At 66.3% G+C, this 19,351-nt stretch carries 16 protein-coding genes; 11 read left to right on the top strand and 5 right to left on the bottom strand.

Annotation, left to right across the window (positions count from 1 at the left end):
* The first annotated feature begins 119 nt into the window (after positions 1 to 119).
* The 3 genes from G7Y82_RS14275 (at position 120) to G7Y82_RS14265 (ending at position 2,354) form a co-directional block, all read left to right on the top strand.
* Positions 120 to 1,280 carry an NAD(P)/FAD-dependent oxidoreductase gene (locus G7Y82_RS14275; protein WP_168148809.1) on the top strand — a complete coding sequence of 387 codons (1,161 nt, stop codon included), beginning with the start codon at positions 120 to 122 and terminating at the stop codon, positions 1,278 to 1,280.
* Positions 1,281 to 1,480: 200 nt separating this feature from the next.
* Entirely contained in the window at positions 1,481 to 1,885 is a 405-nt protein-coding gene (locus tag G7Y82_RS14270; RefSeq protein ID WP_168148808.1) for an SWIB/MDM2 domain-containing protein, read from the top strand.
* Positions 1,886 to 1,979: 94 nt separating this feature from the next.
* Positions 1,980 to 2,354, top strand: a complete 375-nt coding sequence (locus G7Y82_RS14265) for a PaaI family thioesterase (RefSeq protein ID WP_168148807.1) — start codon at positions 1,980 to 1,982, stop codon at positions 2,352 to 2,354.
* Between the two features lie 32 nt (positions 2,355 to 2,386).
* Here G7Y82_RS14265 and G7Y82_RS14260 read toward each other — a convergent pair whose 3' ends face one another.
* Positions 2,387 to 3,382, bottom strand: a complete 996-nt coding sequence (locus tag G7Y82_RS14260; RefSeq protein WP_168148806.1) for a cation diffusion facilitator family transporter — start codon at positions 3,380 to 3,382, stop codon at positions 2,387 to 2,389.
* Between the two features lie 166 nt (positions 3,383 to 3,548).
* Between G7Y82_RS14260 and G7Y82_RS14255 the strand changes: the two genes are divergently transcribed.
* From G7Y82_RS14255 to G7Y82_RS14235, 5 genes are all read left to right on the top strand, one after another.
* On the top strand, positions 3,549 to 3,908 hold the full coding sequence (locus tag G7Y82_RS14255; protein ID WP_168148805.1) for a hypothetical protein: 360 nt from the start codon (positions 3,549 to 3,551) through the stop codon (positions 3,906 to 3,908).
* On the top strand, positions 3,905 to 5,179 hold the full coding sequence (egtB, locus tag G7Y82_RS14250) for an ergothioneine biosynthesis protein EgtB (RefSeq protein WP_168148804.1): 1,275 nt from the start codon (positions 3,905 to 3,907) through the stop codon (positions 5,177 to 5,179). The genes G7Y82_RS14255 and egtB overlap by 4 nt, the downstream gene beginning before the upstream one ends.
* A complete protein-coding gene (gene egtD, locus G7Y82_RS14245) occupies positions 5,176 to 6,150 on the top strand; it encodes an L-histidine N(alpha)-methyltransferase (protein ID WP_168148803.1) in 975 nt (324 codons plus the stop codon). Before egtB ends, egtD begins: the two co-directional genes overlap by 4 nt.
* A 113-nt stretch (positions 6,151 to 6,263) precedes the next feature.
* Positions 6,264 to 6,479 (top strand): hypothetical protein, encoded by a 216-nt coding sequence (locus G7Y82_RS14240; RefSeq protein WP_168148802.1) that lies wholly within the window; start codon positions 6,264 to 6,266, stop codon positions 6,477 to 6,479.
* Positions 6,480 to 6,548: 69 nt separating this feature from the next.
* Positions 6,549 to 7,094, top strand: coding sequence for a glycosyltransferase family 9 protein (locus tag G7Y82_RS14235; protein ID WP_168148801.1), 546 nt, complete (start codon positions 6,549 to 6,551; stop codon positions 7,092 to 7,094).
* A gap of 22 nt (positions 7,095 to 7,116) precedes the next feature.
* On the opposite strand, the gene rpoN is transcribed toward G7Y82_RS14235, so the two are convergent.
* The 4 genes from rpoN to G7Y82_RS14215 all read right to left on the bottom strand — a co-directional run bounded on the left by rpoN (position 7,117) and on the right by G7Y82_RS14215 (position 13,219).
* A complete protein-coding gene (gene rpoN / locus G7Y82_RS14230; RefSeq protein WP_168148800.1) occupies positions 7,117 to 8,496 on the bottom strand; it encodes an RNA polymerase factor sigma-54 in 1,380 nt (459 codons plus the stop codon).
* 166 nt (positions 8,497 to 8,662) lie between these two features.
* Positions 8,663 to 10,018, bottom strand: coding sequence for a sigma-54-dependent transcriptional regulator (locus G7Y82_RS14225; RefSeq protein ID WP_366515672.1), 1,356 nt, complete (start codon positions 10,016 to 10,018; stop codon positions 8,663 to 8,665).
* A 251-nt stretch (positions 10,019 to 10,269) separates the two neighbouring features.
* Entirely contained in the window at positions 10,270 to 11,400 is a 1,131-nt protein-coding gene (locus tag G7Y82_RS14220) for a hybrid sensor histidine kinase/response regulator (RefSeq protein WP_168148798.1), read from the bottom strand.
* Positions 11,390 to 13,219, bottom strand: a complete 1,830-nt coding sequence (locus tag G7Y82_RS14215; RefSeq protein WP_168148797.1) for a sensor histidine kinase — start codon at positions 13,217 to 13,219, stop codon at positions 11,390 to 11,392. The genes G7Y82_RS14220 and G7Y82_RS14215 overlap by 11 nt, the downstream gene beginning before the upstream one ends.
* A 360-nt stretch (positions 13,220 to 13,579) precedes the next feature.
* Between G7Y82_RS14215 and treY the strand changes: the two genes are divergently transcribed.
* From treY to G7Y82_RS14200, 3 genes are all read left to right on the top strand, one after another.
* Positions 13,580 to 16,399 (top strand): malto-oligosyltrehalose synthase, encoded by a 2,820-nt coding sequence (treY, locus tag G7Y82_RS14210; RefSeq protein WP_168148796.1) that lies wholly within the window; start codon positions 13,580 to 13,582, stop codon positions 16,397 to 16,399.
* A gap of 75 nt (positions 16,400 to 16,474) precedes the next feature.
* A complete protein-coding gene (locus G7Y82_RS14205; RefSeq protein ID WP_168148795.1) occupies positions 16,475 to 17,056 on the top strand; it encodes a biliverdin-producing heme oxygenase in 582 nt (193 codons plus the stop codon).
* Positions 17,053 to 19,242, top strand: a complete 2,190-nt coding sequence (locus tag G7Y82_RS14200) for an ATP-binding protein (protein WP_168148794.1) — start codon at positions 17,053 to 17,055, stop codon at positions 19,240 to 19,242. Before G7Y82_RS14205 ends, G7Y82_RS14200 begins: the two co-directional genes overlap by 4 nt.
* Positions 19,243 to 19,351: the final 109 nt, after the last annotated feature.

Here is a 19,351-nt window from a genome sequence, read left to right as displayed (position 1 = left end):
CTTTTTTGACAGCATCGACCATAACCCGGGAATTGCCGATATAAACGGCGTTCCCTTCGGTTGCGGCGTGTGGTGCTGCGGGAGCCTGACGCTGGCCGGCCAACGCCTCAGGACCCACGATGCAAAGACGAACCTTCCTCGCGGCCAGCGCCGCCGCTCTCTACAGCCTCGCTCTACCCGCCGCGCGCGCCGCCGAATCGCGCAAAGTCGTCGTCATCGGGGCCGGCATCATCGGCGCATCGATCGCCTACCACCTCGCCAAGCGCGGCGCGTCGGTCACCGTGCTCGAAAAGATACGCCCGGCCGCCGGCACCACCGAAAAATCATTCGCCTGGTTGAATGCGTTCTCGAAGAAGCCGCATCCGTACTACGAGATGAATCACCGCGGCATCGCCGGCTGGCATCGCGTCCAACAGGAGCTGAGCGACGGCATGCTGCCGCTGCAGTGGGGCGGCTGCGTGCAGTGGTTCGACGACGATCAGAGCGTCGCCCGCGTCCGTGATGCGGTGCGTCAGCACGAGTCTTGGGGCTATCCGTCACAGATGATCGATCCGGCACGCGTGCCGCGGCTGCTGCCCGATGTCACGCCGGGTACGATGCGGGGCGCCGCATTCAATGACATCGAAGGCACGGTCAACCCCAGCGTTGCCGCCAATGCACTGTTGCAGGGGGCACAGCGGCTCGGTGCGCAAGTCGAGTTTCCGGTCGAGGTCGAAGGCTTCGAGCTGTCGAAGTCTCGCGTCACCAAGGTGCGCACCAACGGCGGGGCGATCGACGCCGACAGCATCGTCATCGCCGCCGGCAACGCCAGCCCGGAACTGGCCAGACCGCTGGGCCTGACCGTGGCACTGAAGAACTCGCCGGGCCTGCTCGCACACACCGCGCCGCGGCCGATCGTGCTCGAACGCCTGGCCTTCGGTCCTGGCGCCAACATCAAGCAGAACCCGGACGGCAGCATCGTCACCGGCGCCAGCTTCGGTGGCACGCCCGGCGTCGAGGCGACGCGCGAGATCGGCGAGTCGCTGTTGCGCAATGCACAACGCTATCTGCCCGCCCTGGCCGGCGTGCCGCTCGACAACATCACGCTCGGCTACCGCGTGATGCCGGCCGATGGCTACCCGATCATCGGTGCGTCGAAGACTGTACCGAACGCCTATGTAGCGGCCATGCACAGCGGCATGACGCTGGCGCCCCTGGTCGGCGAACTGGTGGCGATGGAGGTGCTCGACGGGATCCGCGTCGACCTGCTCGAGACCTTCCGCCCCGATCGCTTCGCCTGAAACGCTCGTTCATCCGAACGGATGAAGCGGCCGACCCCGGGAAATTGGGGGTTTTCCGCCCGTTTTGAGCGTTTTTTGACCAATTGCGCTCCCTAGGGAGTCCCTAGGGAGGATTTTTTGCAAAAAGTGTTGGCAAACGGGCTGGATATGTCGCTACGATTAGCCCGCCCAGCTTGGGCGTTCAGTGTGGAGATCGTTTAATGGCGAAGGCGAGTGCAAAAAAGGCTGCCAAGAAGGCGCCTGCAAAGAAGGCTGTGGCCAAGAAGGCCGCTCCGGCAAAGAAGGCTGTGGCCAAGAAGGCCGCTCCGGTAAAGAAGGCTGTGGCCAAGAAGGCCGTCAAGAAGAAGAGCGCCCGTAAGCCGAGCGCTGCGCTGATGAAACCGATGACGCCGAGCCCCGTGCTCGCCGAAGTCGTCGGCGCCAAGGCTCAGCCGCGCGGTCAGATCACGAAGAATCTCTGGGCGTACATCAAGAAGCATGGCCTGCAGGACAAGACCAACAAGCGTCAGATCAACGCCGACGACAAGCTCAAGAAGCTGTTCGGTGGCAAAGGCGTGGTCAACATGTTCGAAATGACCAAGCTGGTCAGCAAGCACATCAGCTGATCCGTTGTGGATGAACAACGGCGCGGGCGCTCTGCCCGCGCCGTTTTTCTTTGTGCGGCCATAATGCCGACCAGACCCGAAAGGAGTGCCCGACATGCAGGTCAGCGGCAAGATCGAATTCGAAATCGTCGAGCGCAGTACCGACACGGTGATCGGCGAGATGCCGGTGCAGAGCGGCATCCTCAACCCGTTCGGCGTTGCGCATGCCGGGGCCATTCTGTGGTTCGCCGATGTCTGCGCCACCGTACTGGCCTTTGGCGATACCGAGTTCACGCCCGGCGCCAGCGGCTTCCCGCTGGCCATCAGCCTCAACGCCGCGCTGCTCGGCAACCAGAAGGACGGCGTGTTCCGCGCGCGTTCGACCTTCGTCAAACGCGGGCGTCAGCTGACCGTGGTGCGCACCACCGTCAGCGGCGCCGATGAGCGGTTGATCGCCGACGTCACCACCAGTCACGTGCCGTCGCGCTGAAGCCGGGCAGCACCGCACGAACCGATGATGTGTCAATGCTCGGCGCGGTCGACGGGCGGCACACCGAGCGGATCGTCATTGCGCCGACCGTGACGTCGCTGCCAGACGTCCGGCGACTGCGGCTTGATGAATAACAGCATCACCTGCGGATCGCGGCGGCGGATATCGGATTCGAGGCGCTCGACGCAAGCTTCGATCTGCGGAGTGCGCAGCTCGTCCTCGAATTCCGCACTGATCGCGACAACGACCTGCTCGGGGCCGAGCTGCGTGGTCAGAACCCGGTTGACACGACGAATCTCCGGCGCCGCCGCCGCCAACGTGGCGACGCGGCGCTCGACCTGCGGATGCGCACCCTCGCCGACCAGCAATGCCTTGCTCTCGCGCGCCAGAAACGCGGCGGCGACCGCCAGCAGCACCCCGATACACAAGGATGCGATACCGTCGAGCGCCGGCATGTCGTAGCGGTGCGCGAGAAACACGCCGAGGAATGCGATGATCAGCCCGAGCAGGGCCGCACTGTCCTCGAACAGCACCGTGAACGTACGCGGGTCCTTGCTCTCCTCGGCCGCGCGCAGATAGCTGCGCCGTCCCTTGGTCCCGCGGAATTCCTTGAGCGCCAGGCGCCAGGAAATCCCTTCGAATATCGCTGAGACCCCGAGCACGACATACGCAACGCGCGCATCGACCAGCGGTTCGGGATGCAGCAGGTGCGACACGCCTTCGTAGCACGACACGCCGGCGCCGACCGCGAAGACCAGAAGCGCGACGATGAACGTCCAGAAGTACAGCTCGCGCGCATGTCCGAGCGGGTGTTGCGCGGTCGGCGGCAGGCGCGCGCGGTGCATGCCGTAGAGCAGCAGGACCTCGTTGCCGGTATCGACCAGCGAATGCACGCCTTCGCTGAGCATCGCGGCACTGCCACTGAGCGAAGCGGCCACGAACTTGGTAATCGCAATGGCCAGATTGCCGGCCAGCGCGACATAGATCACCTTTTTCGATGCCGCGTCGCGGCTTCGTCCTGCACTCATGAACGACCATCGCTCCGGTTGTCATCGCCGCGCACCGGCACGACGAAGCGGTTCATACTGCCGATGGCGGCTGGCGCTGATCTGAACGTATTGCCATCCGCAGCCGGTGGACCGGCACCGGCTTTCATCAAAACGACATTCACACACAGTTCAGTGCCGGAACGTGATGGTCTTCAAATTGGGAGAAACCAGAATGCCGTCGTTCAAGAAAGTGCTTTCCGCTGTTGCCGAGGCATCCAAGCGTCCCGCCGAAGGATGGCGTTTTCTGCGTCAGGCGGTCCGCGAATTGCACGTCGCGCTCGACGGCATCACCCATATCGTCGCCGAACTCGAACAACGCCTCGAACGCCTGGAAGCCGCGGCCACCGGCCGCCCCATGCCGGGTGAAAAACCGCCTGCAACACAGCACACGGCGACGCCACAGCGCAAACGGCAGACCACACCACGTGCTGCGAAGAAGGCGCTCAAGAAGACCGCGACGAAGCAGTCCGGGCGACGGCGCAAGCTGCCGGCGAATGGCTCATGAGCGTCACGTCGTCGGCGCTCGCATCGCAACTCGCTCCAACATCATCACTCGCCGGGGCTTACGCGCGCATCCGGCAGGCCAGCCTTGCGCTTTGCGATGGACTGGCGCCGGAGGACATGGTGTTGCAGTCGATGCCCAGCGCCAGCCCGCTCAAATGGCATCTGGCGCATACCAGCTGGTTCTTCGAAAACTTCATTCTGGCGACAGACGCGCAGCATCGTCCGCTGCGTGACGGCTGGAATTTTCTGTTCAATTCGTATTACCAGAGCGTCGGGCCGATGCACGCGCGAGCGGCGCGCGGCTTGCTGTCACGGCCGACCGTGGCTGACGTACTCGACTATCGCCGCGATGTCGACGCGGCGATGCGTGAGCGGCTCGAACGTGGCGTCAGTGTCGAGCTTGCCGCACTCGTGCGGCTCGGACTCGAGCACGAACAACAGCATCAGGAACTGATGCTGATGGACCTGCTGCACCTGTTTTCGCTCAACCCACTGGAGCCGGCATATCGCCCGGCCACCGCGCGCACACCGCAGCCGGCTCGCACACCCGGCTGGCATCGTGGCCGTGAAGGCATCGTCATGATCGGCCACGACGGTGAAGGCTTCGCGTTCGACAACGAAAGCCCACGCCATCGTGTCCTGCTGCAGCCGCACCGCATCGCCAACCGCATGGTCACCAACGGCGAGTTTCGCGAGTTCATTCGCGATGGCGGATATCGACGTCCGACGCTGTGGCTGTCTGACGGCTGGGCCAAGGCATGCGCCGAAGCCTGGCAGCACCCGCCGTATTGGTCGGATGATCTCGACAGCGAATTCACGCTGGCGGGCCGAGTCGCCCTCGACCCCGCCGCCCCGGTCTGTCCGATCAGTTACTTCGAAGCCGACGCCTACGCACGCTGGGCGGGCGCACGACTGCCGACCGAGGCCGAGTGGGAAGACATGGCGGCACGCCTGCCTGATCGCCATGGCAATTTCGTCGAGTCCGGGGCCTTGCGTCCACTCGCCGCCGACATCGGCACCAGCGACCTGCCGCAACAGATGTATGGCGATGCCTGGGAGTGGACCAGCAGTGCCTACAGCGCGTATCCGGGCTACCGGCCGGATGACGGCGCCATCGGTGAATACAACGGCAAGTTCATGAGCGGACAGTTGGTCCTGCGCGGCGGCGCTTGCATCACGCCGGCCGCTCACGTTCGCGCCAGCTACCGCAATTTCTTCTATCCCGCGGATCGTTGGCAGTTCGCGGGCTTTCGCCTGGGGCAAGACGCATGAATGCAAGAACATCGTGGCTGGAACAGCGACTCGCACAGGACGCGGCGATGCCGACGCTGCGCGACGAGGTTCTTGGGGGTCTGCGCCGCTCGCCGAAACGGCTGTCACCGAAGTTCTTCTACGACGCGCGCGGCTCGGCGCTGTTCGAGCAGATCTGCGATCAACCCGAGTACTACCTGACACGTGCCGAACTCGAACTGCTCGATGCACACGCCGACGACATCGCCGCCGCGCTCGGCGAAGACGTGCTGCTGATCGAGTACGGCAGCGGCAGCGCGCGCAAAACCGCACGACTGATCGAGGCGATGCAGGGCGAGGCGCGCTATGTGCCGGTCGAGATTTCCGCGACGGCGCTGGACCAGAGTGTCGACGATCTGCGGGCGCTGTTCCCGGCACTGGATGTCGCGCCGATCTGTGCCGACTTCACGAGCTTTCAGCTCGAATCGCACGATTTGCCGGCACATGCACGTCGCGTCGTCTACTTCCCCGGATCGACGCTCGGCAATTTCGAAACCGCCGACGCGGTCGCGCTGCTCAAGCAGATGCGGCGACAGATCGGCGCGAATGGGGCGGCGCTGATCGGCATCGACCTGCGCAAGGACAAGGCGACGATCGAGTCTGCCTACAACGACGCGGCCGGCGTCACCGCGGCTTTCACATTGAATATGCTGGCCCGCTTCAACCGCGAACTGCAGGCGGACTTCGAACTCGCCCACTTTGCGCATCGCGCGCGTTACAACGTCGCGCTGGGGCGTATCGAAACCCACATCGTCAGCCACCGGCAGCAGCGCATACGCGTCGCCGATACGTTCATTCACTTCGACGCCGACGAGGCGATGCTCGTCGAGTACAGCTACAAGTATTCGCCGCCCGGCTTCGCTCATCTGGCGGCGCAGGCGGGTCTGCATGTCCAGCGCATCTGGACCGACGCGCAGCAGCGCTTCAGCGTGCAATTACTCGTCCCGCGCTGACGACGACGCGCGACGCCGGCGCCAACCCGCACCACAACGCCCCGTTCAGAGCGACGTCAGCGCCACGGCTTTACCGTCAAGCATCGAGTCACTGCTTCAGACGGAGGCCGCACATGTCCAGTCCACATCCGCAACATCCAGCTCCCCCGCGCCGCGACCGTATCGTGCGGCCGGATTCCGCACGCAGCGGCCGTCAGGCTGAAACGCTGCTGCGTCACTCTCAGCAGCAGACCACATCCGATCGTATCGACGAAGCGTCCGCCGAATCGATGGATGCCAGCGACCCGCCGGCCTTCTCATCGGATCGCAAACTCTGGGGCCCCAACTAGCGCACCGACCGCCAGGTGTCGGGAACGGCGCTTGCGCCGCTTTGCTCAGACTCAGATCGGAGCGCGCACATGAACGAGCTTTATGAAACGCGGGGCACCGCCGTTGCTGCCAGTCGCAACGTCGCCCCACCGGGGACCAGCGCCTTGCTGCTGTCACAGGCCGGCCTTCAGGATCGCGGCTACGTCTGCGTCCACACCGGTGTGCTGACGCTGGCGCCCAGCGCACGGCTAGCGTGCTTCCGCGGCCTCGTGCAGCGTCTGCTCGACGACGGTATCGCCGTCGCGCTGACCGGGCCCGCCGGCCAGCTCGCGTTCGCGGCAGAATTTCGCACGCAACTGCGCGTCGAGGCCGGCATCCTGCTCGCCGATTTCGTTGGCCGCACATCGCTCGGCACGCTGACCGACCTCGTCTCGCGCGCGCGTCTGCTGATCAGCGATGGTCCGGGCGCCACGCGCATCGCCGCGACGGTGCAGACGCCCAGCCTGATCGTCGACGGTTATGCGGTTCCGGCCACCGGCTTCTTTGCCACGCGCCCGCATCCATGGGTCGAAGCCCGCGTCGACCTGCTGCTGCGCGCGGCGCGCGCGTTGATGCGCGCCGGCGACGCCTACTGAACTCGTCCCCTCCCCTTGCACGCTACTGCGCGCGACGCAGATCGGCCGGCGGCACCCGCATCATGCTGCGGTACTTCGACACCGTGCGACGCGCGACGCGAATGCCCTGCTGACGCAACAGATCCGCCAGGCGCACATCGGAGAGAGGCTGCGTCTGGTCCTCGGCGTCGATGATTTCGCGCAGCACGGCGCGGATGGACGCCGGCGAACAGCTGCCGCTGCGTGACGGCAGCTCGCGCGAGAAGAAATACTTCAGTTCGAACAAGCCCGCCGGCGTGGCGATGTATTTGTTCGACGTCGCCCGCGAGATCGTCGATTCGTGCAGCGACAATTCGTCGGCAATCTCACGCAAGGTCATCGGCCGCATGGCCAGATCACCGTGCACAAAAAACGCCGCCTGCCGACGCAGCACTTCGTTGGCAACTCGTTCGATCGTGGCGAAGCGTTGCTCGGCGTTCTTCAGCAGCCAGCGCGCCTCCTGGAGTTGCTGCGTCATCGCCGGGTGCCGCGCACTGCGCCGTTGCCCGCGAAACAACTCGATGTAATGCCGATTGAGCTGCGCGCGAGGCCGCAGCGCGGGATTGCTCAGCGCCTGCAGGCGTCCGTCGCGATTGACGACGATCACATCAGGCACCACGTACTGCGCCGTCGCTGCGGAATGCCGGTGGCCTGGCCGCGGGTCGAGGCGACGCAACAGCTTGCAGGCACGGGCGACGGCGAACTCGTCGCGATCGGTACGTCGCCCGATCGCCGCAAAGTCGCGACGCCCGAGCAATTCCAGATAATGGTCCAGTATCGTCGAGGCCAGTTCACGGTCTGAAGTCGGTGCGTCGCTGACACGCAACTGCAACTGCAGGCATTCGCAAACGTCCCGCGCGCCGACGCCGACCGGATCGAGCTTCTGTACAAGCGCGATCGCCACGTCGAGTTCGGCTGCGTCCAGCGGCGGGTCGAAATGCAGCTGCTGCGCGACCGCCATCACGTCGTCACGCAAATAGCCGTCGTCATCGAGCGTTTCGATGACGAGCCCGGCGATCGCACGATCGCGCGGGTGCAATGGCGCGGCATCAAGCTGCGCGTGCAGATGAGCGCGAAAATCCTCGGGCTCGGCGAGCCAGTCGGCGATGTCGCGCGTGCCGCGTTCGATCACGCGACCGTCACGATCGGGATACGGGGCTTCATACGAGCAGGTCGCATCGTTCGCATCGGTCGGCAGCGCCGCCTCGCCCTCATCGGCCTCATCGGCCTCGCTTTCCTCCAGAAACGGATTGCTGGTCAGTGCATTCTGCAGCGCCTGTTCAAACTCGATCGACGACAGTTGCAGCAGCTGGATGGCGTGCTGCAAACGCGGCGAAAGGCCGATCGACGCTTGAGTGGTAAGGGAAAACAGCACATTGCTCATTGTCGTGACTCCGGCTCGAATCGACCGTTTCCCGCCCCCACCCGGACGGGTCCATTCCTGATAAGGGGCAACGGTCGTGCCAGTCACGCGAGCGCGCTTCAAAAGCGTGAAGCCACGCAAAAAAAAAACGCCGGCACGAGGCCGGCGCCTAAGGAGTGACGCGGGATCAGCGACCGTTGTAAAGACGGCGCTTGCGATAGAGCGTGGAGCTGTCGATCTTCAGCTGGCGGGCGGCCGCTTCAAGCGACGGCGCGCTGGCGACGATGGCCTCAATGTGCGCGCGCTCGAGCTCTTCGAGACTGATCGGATCGCCGGCACGCGGTCCACCGGACAGCGGCGTCGACGTCACGAACGGCAAATGCTCCGAGCGTATCGTCTCGCCTTCACAGATGATCACGGCACGCTCGATCGCATTGCGCAGTTCGCGCAGGTTGCCGGACCAACCATGCGTGGCCAGCTGCGCGCGTGCGTCGGCCGAGAATTGCCGTGCGGGTCGGTCGTAGCGGTGCGCCAGCTGCAGCGCCAGATTCTCCGCCAGGCGCGGGATGTCCTCGCGCCGTTCGCGCAGCGGCGGCAAGGTCACGCCGACGACGTTGAGGCGGTAGTACAGGTCTTCGCGGAACTTGCCGTCGGCAACCATCTGCTGAAGATTCTGATTGGTCGCGGCGATCACGCGCACATTCGCCGTGCGCGTATGCGGATCGCCGACCCGCTCGTACTCGCGATCCTGCAGGAAGCGCAGCAGCTTGGGCTGCAGGCTCATCGGCAGATCGCCGATCTCATCGAGAAACAGGGTACCGCCCTCGGCCACCTGGATGCGTCCCGGCCGGTTGTCGGTCGCGCCAGTGAACGCGCCGCGCACATGGCCGAACAATTCGCTGTTGAGCAGCTCCGGCGACAGCGACGGACAGCTGACCGTCGCGAACGGCGCCCGCGCGCGGCGGCTCCACTCGTGGATCGCACGGGCGAGCATGGTCTTGCCGGTGCCGTTCTCGCCGAGGATCAGCATCGTCGCATCGGTCGTGGCGACACGCCGCGCCAGTTCAAGCACGCCCTGCAGCGCCGGGTTCTCGGTCTGCAAGTCGGGGCGCTCGCCCTCCTCGCGATCTTCCAGCGCCTCGATCCGTCGTTCCAGCCGACGCGCTTCGGCCTGCTGGCCAACCGCGTGCACCAACTGCTCGGGATCGCAGGGCTTGACCAGATAATCATTGGCGCCGGCACGGATGGACTGCAGCGCGGTACCGACATCGTCGGTCGCCGTGGCCATCAGCACGCGCAGCCACGGCGCGCGCTCACGCAGGCGCGGCAACAGCTCCAGGCCGGAATCGCCACCGCCGAGGTCGAGGTCGAGTACGCAAACGTCGTAGACGCCACGCGTCAGCGCCACCTCGGCATCGCGCACCGACGGCGCGGCGGTCACCGCATAGCCCTCCATTTCCAGGCAGCGTCGGAATAGCCGCAGGATGGCGGGATCGTCGTCGACCAGCAGGACCTGGCTGCGCGCCTGCGCGTCCGCCGGAATTCGGGATGAGATTTCGTGCCGCTCGCTGATGCCATCTGCCATAGCCAATATTCGCTCCGCCGCTTCATGGTTTTTTCACGCTTCGAGGCACGCCTCATGCCATCTGAGGATGCCGCTGGAAGCCTATGAAATCATGCGAAAACCCAGCTGAACGCCAGCCCAAGGGAATTTGATTGGCGACGTATTTCGTGCATTTGGCACGATCAAAAAGATCGAACTCATGCACATTGCAGACCGCGCCGACAGTGCGCTCAGGCAACGACTTCCAGCGCGCCGGACTGGTCGCGCTGCTGCGGCAGCTCCACCCCGAACACCGAGCCGCCGCCATTGCGCGGCTCGTACCAGAGATGGCCGCCCATTTGCGTGACGTCATGCTTGGCGATCGCCAGGCCCAGGCCGCTCGAATAAGCCTGCTGTGCCGCGCCGTCGCGGGCGCTGGCCAGCCGCGCGTAGCTGCGGAACAACTGACCGCGCAGTGACTCGGGAATACCAGGGCCGCGATCCATCACCAGCAGCAGCGCGTGGCCGGTCCGCGAATCGCCGATCTCGATATCGATCGACGAGCCCTCCGGGGCGTAACGAATCGCATTCGACAGCAGGTTCTGCACGACGTTGCGGATCACCACCGGGTCAGCGAACGCGCGCGCGCCACCCCGCACGCGCATCTCCATTTGCCGCGCCTGCGCGGCCGGACGCTGCGCCCTGACCGCGCGCATGACAACCTCGCGCAACTCCAGCGACTCGGCGCGAAACTGCCGAAGACGCTGCCCTTCGGCGCCACGCGCCAGAAAGCGCTGAATGAACTGCAGCGCTTCTTCGCAGCCGCGCACGATGTCATCGAGCAGTTCATCGCGCTCCGCTTCCGGCGCGCGACGCAGCATGCGTGCCGCGAACAGGCTGGCGCTGAGCGGATTCTTGAGATCGTGCGCAACAACGTGCATCACGTCGTCACGCTCGCGCAGCATGTCGGACAAGCGGTCGCGCGCGATCTTCAACTCCAGATGCGTGCGCACGCGTGCCAGCAGTTCCTCGACGACGAACGGCTTGGTGATGTAATCGACGGCGCCGGCAGCGAACGCGGTGACCAGGGAGTCACGATCGGCGGCGCCGGTGACGAAGATCACCGGCACATCGGCAAAGCCCGCCTCGCGCAAGGCACGACAGGTCGCGCTGCCGTCCATGCCCGGCATCAGCATGTCGAGCAGCACCAAGTCCGGCCGCCGCGCGCGGGCACGCGCCAGTGCCTGCTCACCGGAACGTGCCGGCATCACGCCATAGCCGGCCTGATCGAGCACCTGGCCGATCAGCTGGATGTTGGCGGGTTGATCGTCGGCCACCAGAACCAGCGGTGGTTCACCCCCGCCGCGGCGGTCAAGCGACATGGATCAATTCTCCCCGCGCAAGCGATCCCGCACCGCGGCGCAGTGCCGCAATGCGGACCGGGAAGTCGGCCAGCAGCGTCTCGACCGCAGCCACATCGAAGTCCGCAGCGCCGCGACCGAGGTCGGTGGCATAACGCGCCAGCGATGGCCAAGCCCCCTGCGCAGCCAGCCGCTCCAGCTCGGCGGCAAACGCGCGAACCTCACTCATCGTCAGCGTCTCATTGAGCGCCGGCCATTGCTCGCGCTGCAGCAGCTCCAGCTCGGCAAGCAAGCCTGCCGGGACACTGCGTGGCGGCGTGTCTTCGTCTTCGCCGGCAGACGCGCGATCCGACGGCGGCACGGCGATTGCCGCATCGTCGACCGCGCGCAGCGCACGCTCGCCGTCCTGGCCGGCGAGCGCCAGCGCCGGTAGATCGATGGTGAAGCACGAGCCGACACCAGGCTCGCTGCGAACGCTGATGTCGCCGCCCATCATCTGCGCCAATTGACGTGTGATCGACAGACCCAGGCCGCTACCGCCGGCACGACGCCCGGCGGCGCTGCGCTGGCCTTGCACGAACGGCTCGAAAATCGTCCGCAATTCATCCGCGGCAATGCCGACGCCGGTGTCGGTCACCGACAGCTGCACATCACGCGCGCGCGCGTCGCCGTCACTGCGGCGCAGCGCGAGCACGATCCGCACTTCACCGCGCTGCGTGTGCTTCAGGGCATTGCTGAGCAGATTGATCAACATCTGCCGTACGCGGTCGGCATCGACCTGCAGCATCGGCAGCTGCGCCGGGACTTCCGCCACCAACGGCAACTGCTTGTCCTGCGCCTGCCGCGTGAACAGCGCCACGACACTGTCGACCACGTCGCCCAGCTGCGTCGGCGCCGCCTGCAGCTTGAGCTGGCCGGCTTCGATGCGCGACAGGTCGAGCAAATCGTTGATCAGGGTCAGCAGCGCGCGGGCACCATCGGTAATGGCATCGACGTAGCGGCGGTCAGCCGGGTCACGCAGGCGGTCGCGCAGCAACCCGGCGAAGCCGAAGATCGCATTCATCGGCGTGCGAATCTCGTGACTGACGAGCGCCAGGAACGAACTCTTCTCGTCGCGCTCGCGACGCGTCTCGCGAACCTCGGTGCGCAAGGCCTCGTGCAGGCGCAGCGCATCGAAATGCCGCGAGCCCAGGACCATGGCCAGCACACACAGCGAACCGAGCAGCGCCAGCGTCACATAGGTTGCGACCGTGCGTTCGTGAATCATGGTCGTCATCGCCACGCGCTGGGCGTCGTTGACCTCGCTCAGGCGGCGCACCAGCTGCTCGGCATCGCGGCGCAACGCCGTGGTTGGCGCACGCGGCAGCACCACCGGCATCGCGCTACGCGACGCCGACCCATCGAGTACGTCGGCAATACCGGTCTGTTGCTGGTCGAGAATTGCCCCCAGCTCGGTCAGCAGTGCGTCGTCATCGCCACTACCGCGCAGGCCGGCAACCTGTGGGCGCAGATCGTCGAGGGTTTGCGCATACGCCTTGAGATCGTCGCGCGCTGTGTCGACGCTGAGGATGCCGCGCCGCCATTCGATCTCGCGCGCGGTTGCCAGCAGCGCGCGGCCGCGCTCGACTGCACCGCGCGTCGCATCGAACTGCGCGATGCGGGCATCAAGACGCTTGGCATGCTCGTATGAGAACAACGCGGCGGCAGCCAACAGCAGCAGCAGCCCCCCGGTAATCAAGCGAAACGGCAGGCGGTTGGACGCGGTGCCGGCACGGCCTCCACGCTGAACTGAACGCTGTGTGTCCGCGTCGTCCGCCAGCGGCGGCTCCTGCGAATCCATGATCGGGTCTCCTGACGCACGCCCTGGCTGCTCGAACCCCCGTTACCACCTGATGCATGCCGCCCGACCGGAACCCTCCGTCCACGCAAGCTGCAGCGCCGCCCCACCTGCACTATGCCGCAAGCAAAACCCAAAGCTCAAGGGCAAATCCCAAGCTGAATCATAGACCTGCGTCAATTCCGTTCATCTGGCGCTCAGGCAGGCCGAGGATCGCGGCACGGACGGCAGCGGCGCACCCGGCGACGTCGCGGTTCATCCACTCTTCAGATGGCGCCTTCAAGAATCACGCTGCTGCGTGGCGACACGCGGTCCTGCCACGAGACCACGCCTCGGGGCTCAACCACACGCCAAGGGGCGTCCATGCCAGCGGAAGCCGTCGCGATTCGCGCCACGATGCGCCTGCAACTGCATCGCGACTTCGGCTTCGCCGATGCCGCGGCACAAATCGACTATGCCGCTCGCCTCGGCATCAGCCACTTCTACCTCTCGCCCATTCTCGGCGCCCGCTCGGGCTCGATGCATGGCTATGACGTCGTCGACCCGACCGTCATCAATCCGGAGCTGGGCGGCGAAGACGGCCTGCGCAATCTGGTGGCACGACTGCGGGCGCGTGGGATGGGCGTGATCGTCGACATCGTGCCCAACCACATGGCGGTCGGTCGCGACGACAACGCATGGTGGCTCGATGTCCTCGAATGGGGGCCGGACAGCCGCTACGCGCGCTTCTTCGACATCGACTGGGATGTCCCCGACCTCGCGCTGCGCGGCCGTGTCGATGCGCCGTTTCTCGGCAAGCCCTACGGCGACGCGCTGGCCGACGGCGAGCTTCGCCTCAACCTCGAGGACGATGGCCGGCTGAGCGTGCGCTACTACGAGCATTGTTTCCCACTGGCGCCGACGTCCTATGCCGCCTTGCTGCGCAGCGCCGGCGACGCGTTGGCCGCGCACGCTCAACGCTTCACCGATGCCCTGGCGACCCGCAGCCGCGGCGCGCGCTGGCATGGGTTTGAGACCGCCAGGCGTGAGCTTGCCGAAGCTCTGCGCACGTCGGCTCCGCAGCACGACGCCATCAAGGCCCTGCTGGGCCACTACAACCAGGGCGATCGGCGGCTCTTGCATGCCTTGCTCGAACGACAGCACTGGCGGCTGGCGTGGTGGCGGACAGCCGCTGACGAAATCAATTGGCGGCGCTTCTTCGACGTGATCGAGCTCGCCGGCCTGCGCGCCGAAGAGCCTGCGGTCTTCGAGGCGACCCACGCCTTGATCTTCCGCCTCTATGCGCAAGGTCTGATCGATGGCGTGCGCATCGATCATGTCGATGGCCTCGCCGACCCACGCGCGTACTGCCGCAAATTGCGCACACGTCTGCTCAAGCTCGCATCGCAGCGACCGCCGGAGCTGCCGCGCGATCCGGCTTATCTGGTTGTCGAAAAGATCCTGGCGCCCGACGAAACCCTGCCACGCGACTGGCGCTGCGACGGCAGCTCGGGCTATGACTTCATGAACGACGTCGGCGCCGTCCTGCATGCGGCCAGCGGAACGCCGGCGCTGTCGGCCCTGTGGACCCGCCTCAGCGGCCACAGCGGCGATTTCGAGCGCGAAGCGATGGCCGCCCGGCGGCGCATTCCACAGGCCTTGTTCACGGCCGACTTCGAGGCCTGCGCGCGCACCCTGCACCGTATCGCCCGTGCCGATCCACGACAGCGCGACTGGTCGCTGGCGGCGATCCGCCGCGTGCTCACCGAACTGCTTGTGCACTTCCCGCTTTACCGCACCTACGCCGATGCCCGCGGCCGCTCGGCCGCCGACGCCGCCGTCATGCAGACGGTGTGCGAAGCGGCGCGCCGCAGCGTCCCGCGCGGCGAGCAGGCACTGGTCGATCAACTCGACCGCTGGCTGGGCTGTGAGGCGCCGCAGTCGCTGGCCAGCGGCAGCGCACGCGCACTGCGCCTGCGCGCGATTGCCCGCTTCCAGCAGCTGACCTCACCGGTCGCCGCCAAGTCGATCGAAGACACCGCGTTCTACCGCTACGGCGTGCTCGTGTCGCGTAATGAGGTCGGCGCCGACCCGGCGCAATTCGCGATCGACGTCGCCACCTTTCACCGTCAGTGCCTGCACCGCGCACAGCGATACCCGAAAACAATGCTGGCAACCGCCACGCACGACCACAAGCGAGGCGAAGACGTGCGCGCGCGACTGGCAGTGCTCAGCGAGATGCCCGAACAATGGCAGCAGCAGGTCCTGCACTGGCGGCAACGCAACGCCGCGCTCAAAGCGACGCGCGACGGCATGACGGGGCCCGATGCGACCGACGAATACATCCTCTATCAAATGCTGGTCGGCGCCTGGCCGCCAGGTTTGCGCGCCACCGACCGCGACGGTCTGGCCGACTACTGCGGGCGACTGTCAGCCTGGCAGGAAAAGGCCGTACGCGAAGCCAAACGACACTCGGCCTGGGTCGAGCCCAATCTCGACTACGAGACGGCCTGCCGGCGATTCCTCGAAGCGTTGTGCGCCGACACCGTGTTCGTCGCCGAACTGGCCGGCTTCGTCGACCGCATTGCCGGCGCGGGGGCCGTCAACGGCCTGGTGCAGACCGCCTTGCGACTGACGACACCGGGCGTGCCGGACACCTATCAGGGCTGCGATTTCTGGGACTTCAGCCTCGTCGACCCGGACAACCGCCGTGCGGTCGACTACAGCGCGCGTCAGCGGGCGCTGGACGATCCGCGCAGCGACGACGACCTGCTGGACGACTGGCGCGATGGCCACATCAAGCAGCGCCTGATCGCCCGCCTGCTCGGCGCCCGCCAGCAATATGCCGACTGCTTCGCCACCGGCCGTTATCGGCCGTTGATGCTGCGTGGCCGCCACGCCGGGCAACTGCTCGCGTTTTCGCGCGAGTGGCAGGACACCGCGGTACTGGTCGTCGTCCCTTTGCATCCATACACCCTCTACGCAGGCCGCTCATCGCTACGCACGGTCGCCAGCGAGCAACGCGGTACGCGCATCGAATTGCCACAGGCGCTGCGCCGCCGCTGGCGTAGCGTGCTCGACGGCAAAGCGCTCGATGCAACGACCGGGCTCGACCTCTCGCAGGCGCTGCAGAGCTGGCCCCTGCTGGTCGCCACCACGACGATCGATACCTTGCCCACCTCGCGGCCCCGCGAAGCCGTATAGTGCCGGCCACATCCCGACGAACGCCGGGCCGGCACCGCAATTGGATGCCCGGCGCCGGTTGCCATTGATCCATTCGTGAACACTGCTCACCACTCCCCGGCGCTGCAGGCTCTGCGTGCCGCAACCCGTCAGCGCCACGCCGCGCTCGATGCGACGCTGCCGATCGCCGCCGAAGATGCGGGCAAGGCCGAATACGCACCGTATGTCGCAGCGATGTGGGGCTGGCTGTCGGGGTTCGAGCAGCACCTCTGGCAGCAGGACTGGCCGGCGACGATCGACGCGACGGCACGTGACGGCAAGCGGTGCTGGCTCGAAGCCGACCTGCAGGCGGCTGGCCTTGATCCCGCCGACCTGCCGCGCTGGCAGTCGACGCTGCCGCTCGATACCGTCGCTCATCGCTACGGGGTCGCCTACGTCATCGAAGGCGCGCAGCTCGGCGGCTCGGTGCTGGCGCGGCGGCTCGAATCGCGGCTCGCACCGTGGCCGATGCGCTGGCTGCGCGGGTATGGCGACGCCACCGGCGCTAACTGGCGCGCGTTTCTCGAACATCTACAGCGCGACGTCAGCACTCCATTGCAAATCGAAGCGGCAGCGCATGGTGCCTGCCTGGCCTTCGACACGCTCTCCAGCTGGTTTGCGGCACGGGGCATCGCATGAGCGACAGCGTACCGGCGACGCCGCCGATCGACCTCAGCAACTGCGACCGCGAACCGATCCACATCCCCGGCGCGATTCAGCCGCACGGTGCGCTGCTCGCATTTACTGATGACGGACGTCTCGCAGCGTGCAGCCAGAATGCCGAGCAGTTGCTCGGCGCACTGCCGGCGGTTGGCGCCGTTCTGACGACGGCACATCTGGACGAGCTGGCGCGAACGATGATCAGCGCCGCGGTCGCGACCGTCGACCCGTCCCCGGAGGCGATCGAGCTGAGCCTGAACGGCAGCGGCGTCGATCTGATCCTGCACCGTGCCGGCGCGCTGACGATCGCCGAGTTCGAGCCGCGCTGCGACGACGCGCCGGCCCTGGAGCGCTTCGCGGTCAAGGCGCAACAAGCCTTGCAACGTCTGCAGCGACAACGCGGCCTGGACGCGCTGCTGGCCACGGCCGTACAGGAAATCCGCACCCTGACCGGTTTCGATCGGGTCATGGCCTACCGCTTCCGCCACGATGATGCCGGCGACGTCGTGGCCGAAGCGCGGCGCGACGATCTCGAACCGTTTCTCGGCATGCGCTACCCGGCCAGCGACATCCCGGCGCAGGCGCGGCGCCTGTACACGATCAATCCACTGCGGCTGATCGCCGACCTGCGCTATGTGCCGGTGCCGATCGCACCGGCGATGGTCGACTCGGTACCGATCGATCTCAGCCACAGCGTGCTGCGCAGCGTTTCGCCGATTCATGTCGAGTACCTGTGCAACATGGGCGTCGCCGCGTCGATGAGCATTTCGATCATCGTCGGTGAGCGGCTCTGGGGGTTGTTCGCCTGCCACCACATGTCGGCGCGGCATGTTCCGCACGCGGTGCGCATGGCCTGCCAGCTGCTGTCGCAGGTGGTCAGCGTGCTCGTCGAGCGTGCCGACGCCGGCGAGATGCAGCGCATCATCGCCCACGCAACCGAGCTTCAGCATCGGCTGGTCGAGCACTGCCGCGGCGCCGACGACATCCTGCGCGCGCTCTGCGACCACGAATCCAGCGTTGTCGATCTACTGGCCGGCGACAGTGCCGCGGTCACGCTCGAACGCCGCGTGCAAACCCTCGGCGATGCGCCGCCGCGCGAGGCCGTGGCGGCACTGGTCGGCTGGCTGCACGATCGCCCCGACGATCTCTTCGTCAGCCACCGGCTCAGCGAATCCTTGCCGCCGGCCCTGGCGGCCATGCTGCCCGGCGTCTGCGGCATGCTGGCGATCCGCTACTACCGTGAGCAGGACGGCTATCTGTTGTGGTTCCGTGGCGAAGAAGTGGAAACGGCGCGCTGGGCCGGCAATCCGCAGAAACACTATTCGATCGGCCCGAACGGGCCACGCCTGACGCCGCGCGGCTCGTTCGCCGAGTGGCGGCAGACCGTCCGCGGTCAGGCCGTGCCGTGGAGCAGCGGCGAACTCGAAGTGGCGGCCCGCCTGCGCCGCGACCTGCAGGAAATCATGCTCGGCAAGATCACCGACATCGAGCGTGCCCGCGAGCTGTTCATCGCCACGCTCGGGCACGATCTGCGTAACCCGCTGAACGCGATCTCGATGTCGGCGCAGCTGTTGTCGCGCGACGACGGCCAGTCTTCGGCCATGATCGGCAAGCGCATTGCGTCGTCCAGCCACCGCATTCAGCGTCTGGTCGACGACCTGCTCGATCTGAGCCGCCTGCAGCGTGGTTTGGGTCTCGGACTGCAGCCGCGTCCCGTCGATCTGGCCGAGTTGCTGCTGCAGCTCGTCGTCGAAACGCGCGCCGCCTTTCCCGGTCAGGACATCCGCACGCAGATCGCCCCGGTCGGCACCGTCCTGCTCGATGCTGACCGCATTGCCCAGGTCATCTCCAATCTGCTGTCGAACGCCCGCCATCACGGCACACTCGGCCGTCCGATCAGCATCCGCCTCAGCACCGCCGGGCCGCAGCGGGTACAGCTCGAAGTTGGCAACCAGGCGCCGCCGATCCCCGCAGGCGCGGCCGCCAGTCTGTTCCAGCCGTTCAAGGGCAGCGGCGCCGATGCGGTGCGCAACCGCATCGGTCTCGGCCTGGGCCTGTACATCGCCGCCGAAATCGTCCGCGGACATGGCGGCCAGATTCGCTACGCGCATCGCGACGAGCAGGTGGTGTTCACCGTCGAGCTGCCGATGGCCGCCACGCCATGAGCTCGCACCGTCGATATTCAGCCGCCGGCTGGCTGAGGCGGCGAAAAATGCGCCCATCGACCAGAGCGGGACGTATGACGCGGTTACGACCGGCGCACAAGCCATTCAC

The organism is Solimonas marina (genome assembly GCF_012241385.1).
GTDB classification, from domain to species: domain Bacteria; phylum Pseudomonadota; class Gammaproteobacteria; order Nevskiales; family Nevskiaceae; genus Solimonas; species Solimonas marina.
Note: the sequence above shows the minus strand (reverse complement) of the source record. Positions and strands in the feature narration are given on the sequence as shown.

What these genes read in the sequence shown, in the direction of transcription:
- egtD (WP_168148803.1), top strand. Translation starts at nt 5,176, where the DNA reads ATGAATGCAAGAACATCGTGGCTGGAACAGCGACTCGCACAGGACGCG.
- G7Y82_RS14235 (WP_168148801.1), top strand. Translation starts at nt 6,549, where the DNA reads ATGAACGAGCTTTATGAAACGCGGGGCACCGCCGTTGCTGCCAGTCGC.
- G7Y82_RS14240 (WP_168148802.1), top strand. Translation starts at nt 6,264, where the DNA reads ATGTCCAGTCCACATCCGCAACATCCAGCTCCCCCGCGCCGCGACCGT.
- G7Y82_RS14215 (WP_168148797.1), bottom strand. Translation starts at nt 13,219, where the DNA reads ATGGATTCGCAGGAGCCGCCGCTGGCGGACGACGCGGACACACAGCGT.
- G7Y82_RS14265 (WP_168148807.1), top strand. Translation starts at nt 1,980, where the DNA reads ATGCAGGTCAGCGGCAAGATCGAATTCGAAATCGTCGAGCGCAGTACC.
- G7Y82_RS14220 (WP_168148798.1), bottom strand. Translation starts at nt 11,400, where the DNA reads ATGTCGCTTGACCGCCGCGGCGGGGGTGAACCACCGCTGGTTCTGGTG.
- treY (WP_168148796.1), top strand. Translation starts at nt 13,580, where the DNA reads ATGCCAGCGGAAGCCGTCGCGATTCGCGCCACGATGCGCCTGCAACTG.
- G7Y82_RS14275 (WP_168148809.1), top strand. Translation starts at nt 120, where the DNA reads ATGCAAAGACGAACCTTCCTCGCGGCCAGCGCCGCCGCTCTCTACAGC.
- rpoN (WP_168148800.1), bottom strand. Translation starts at nt 8,496, where the DNA reads ATGAGCAATGTGCTGTTTTCCCTTACCACTCAAGCGTCGATCGGCCTT.
- G7Y82_RS14200 (WP_168148794.1), top strand. Translation starts at nt 17,053, where the DNA reads ATGAGCGACAGCGTACCGGCGACGCCGCCGATCGACCTCAGCAACTGC.
- G7Y82_RS14255 (WP_168148805.1), top strand. Translation starts at nt 3,549, where the DNA reads ATGGTCTTCAAATTGGGAGAAACCAGAATGCCGTCGTTCAAGAAAGTG.
- G7Y82_RS14260 (WP_168148806.1), bottom strand. Translation starts at nt 3,382, where the DNA reads ATGAGTGCAGGACGAAGCCGCGACGCGGCATCGAAAAAGGTGATCTAT.
- egtB (WP_168148804.1), top strand. Translation starts at nt 3,905, where the DNA reads ATGAGCGTCACGTCGTCGGCGCTCGCATCGCAACTCGCTCCAACATCA.
- G7Y82_RS14270 (WP_168148808.1), top strand. Translation starts at nt 1,481, where the DNA reads ATGGCGAAGGCGAGTGCAAAAAAGGCTGCCAAGAAGGCGCCTGCAAAG.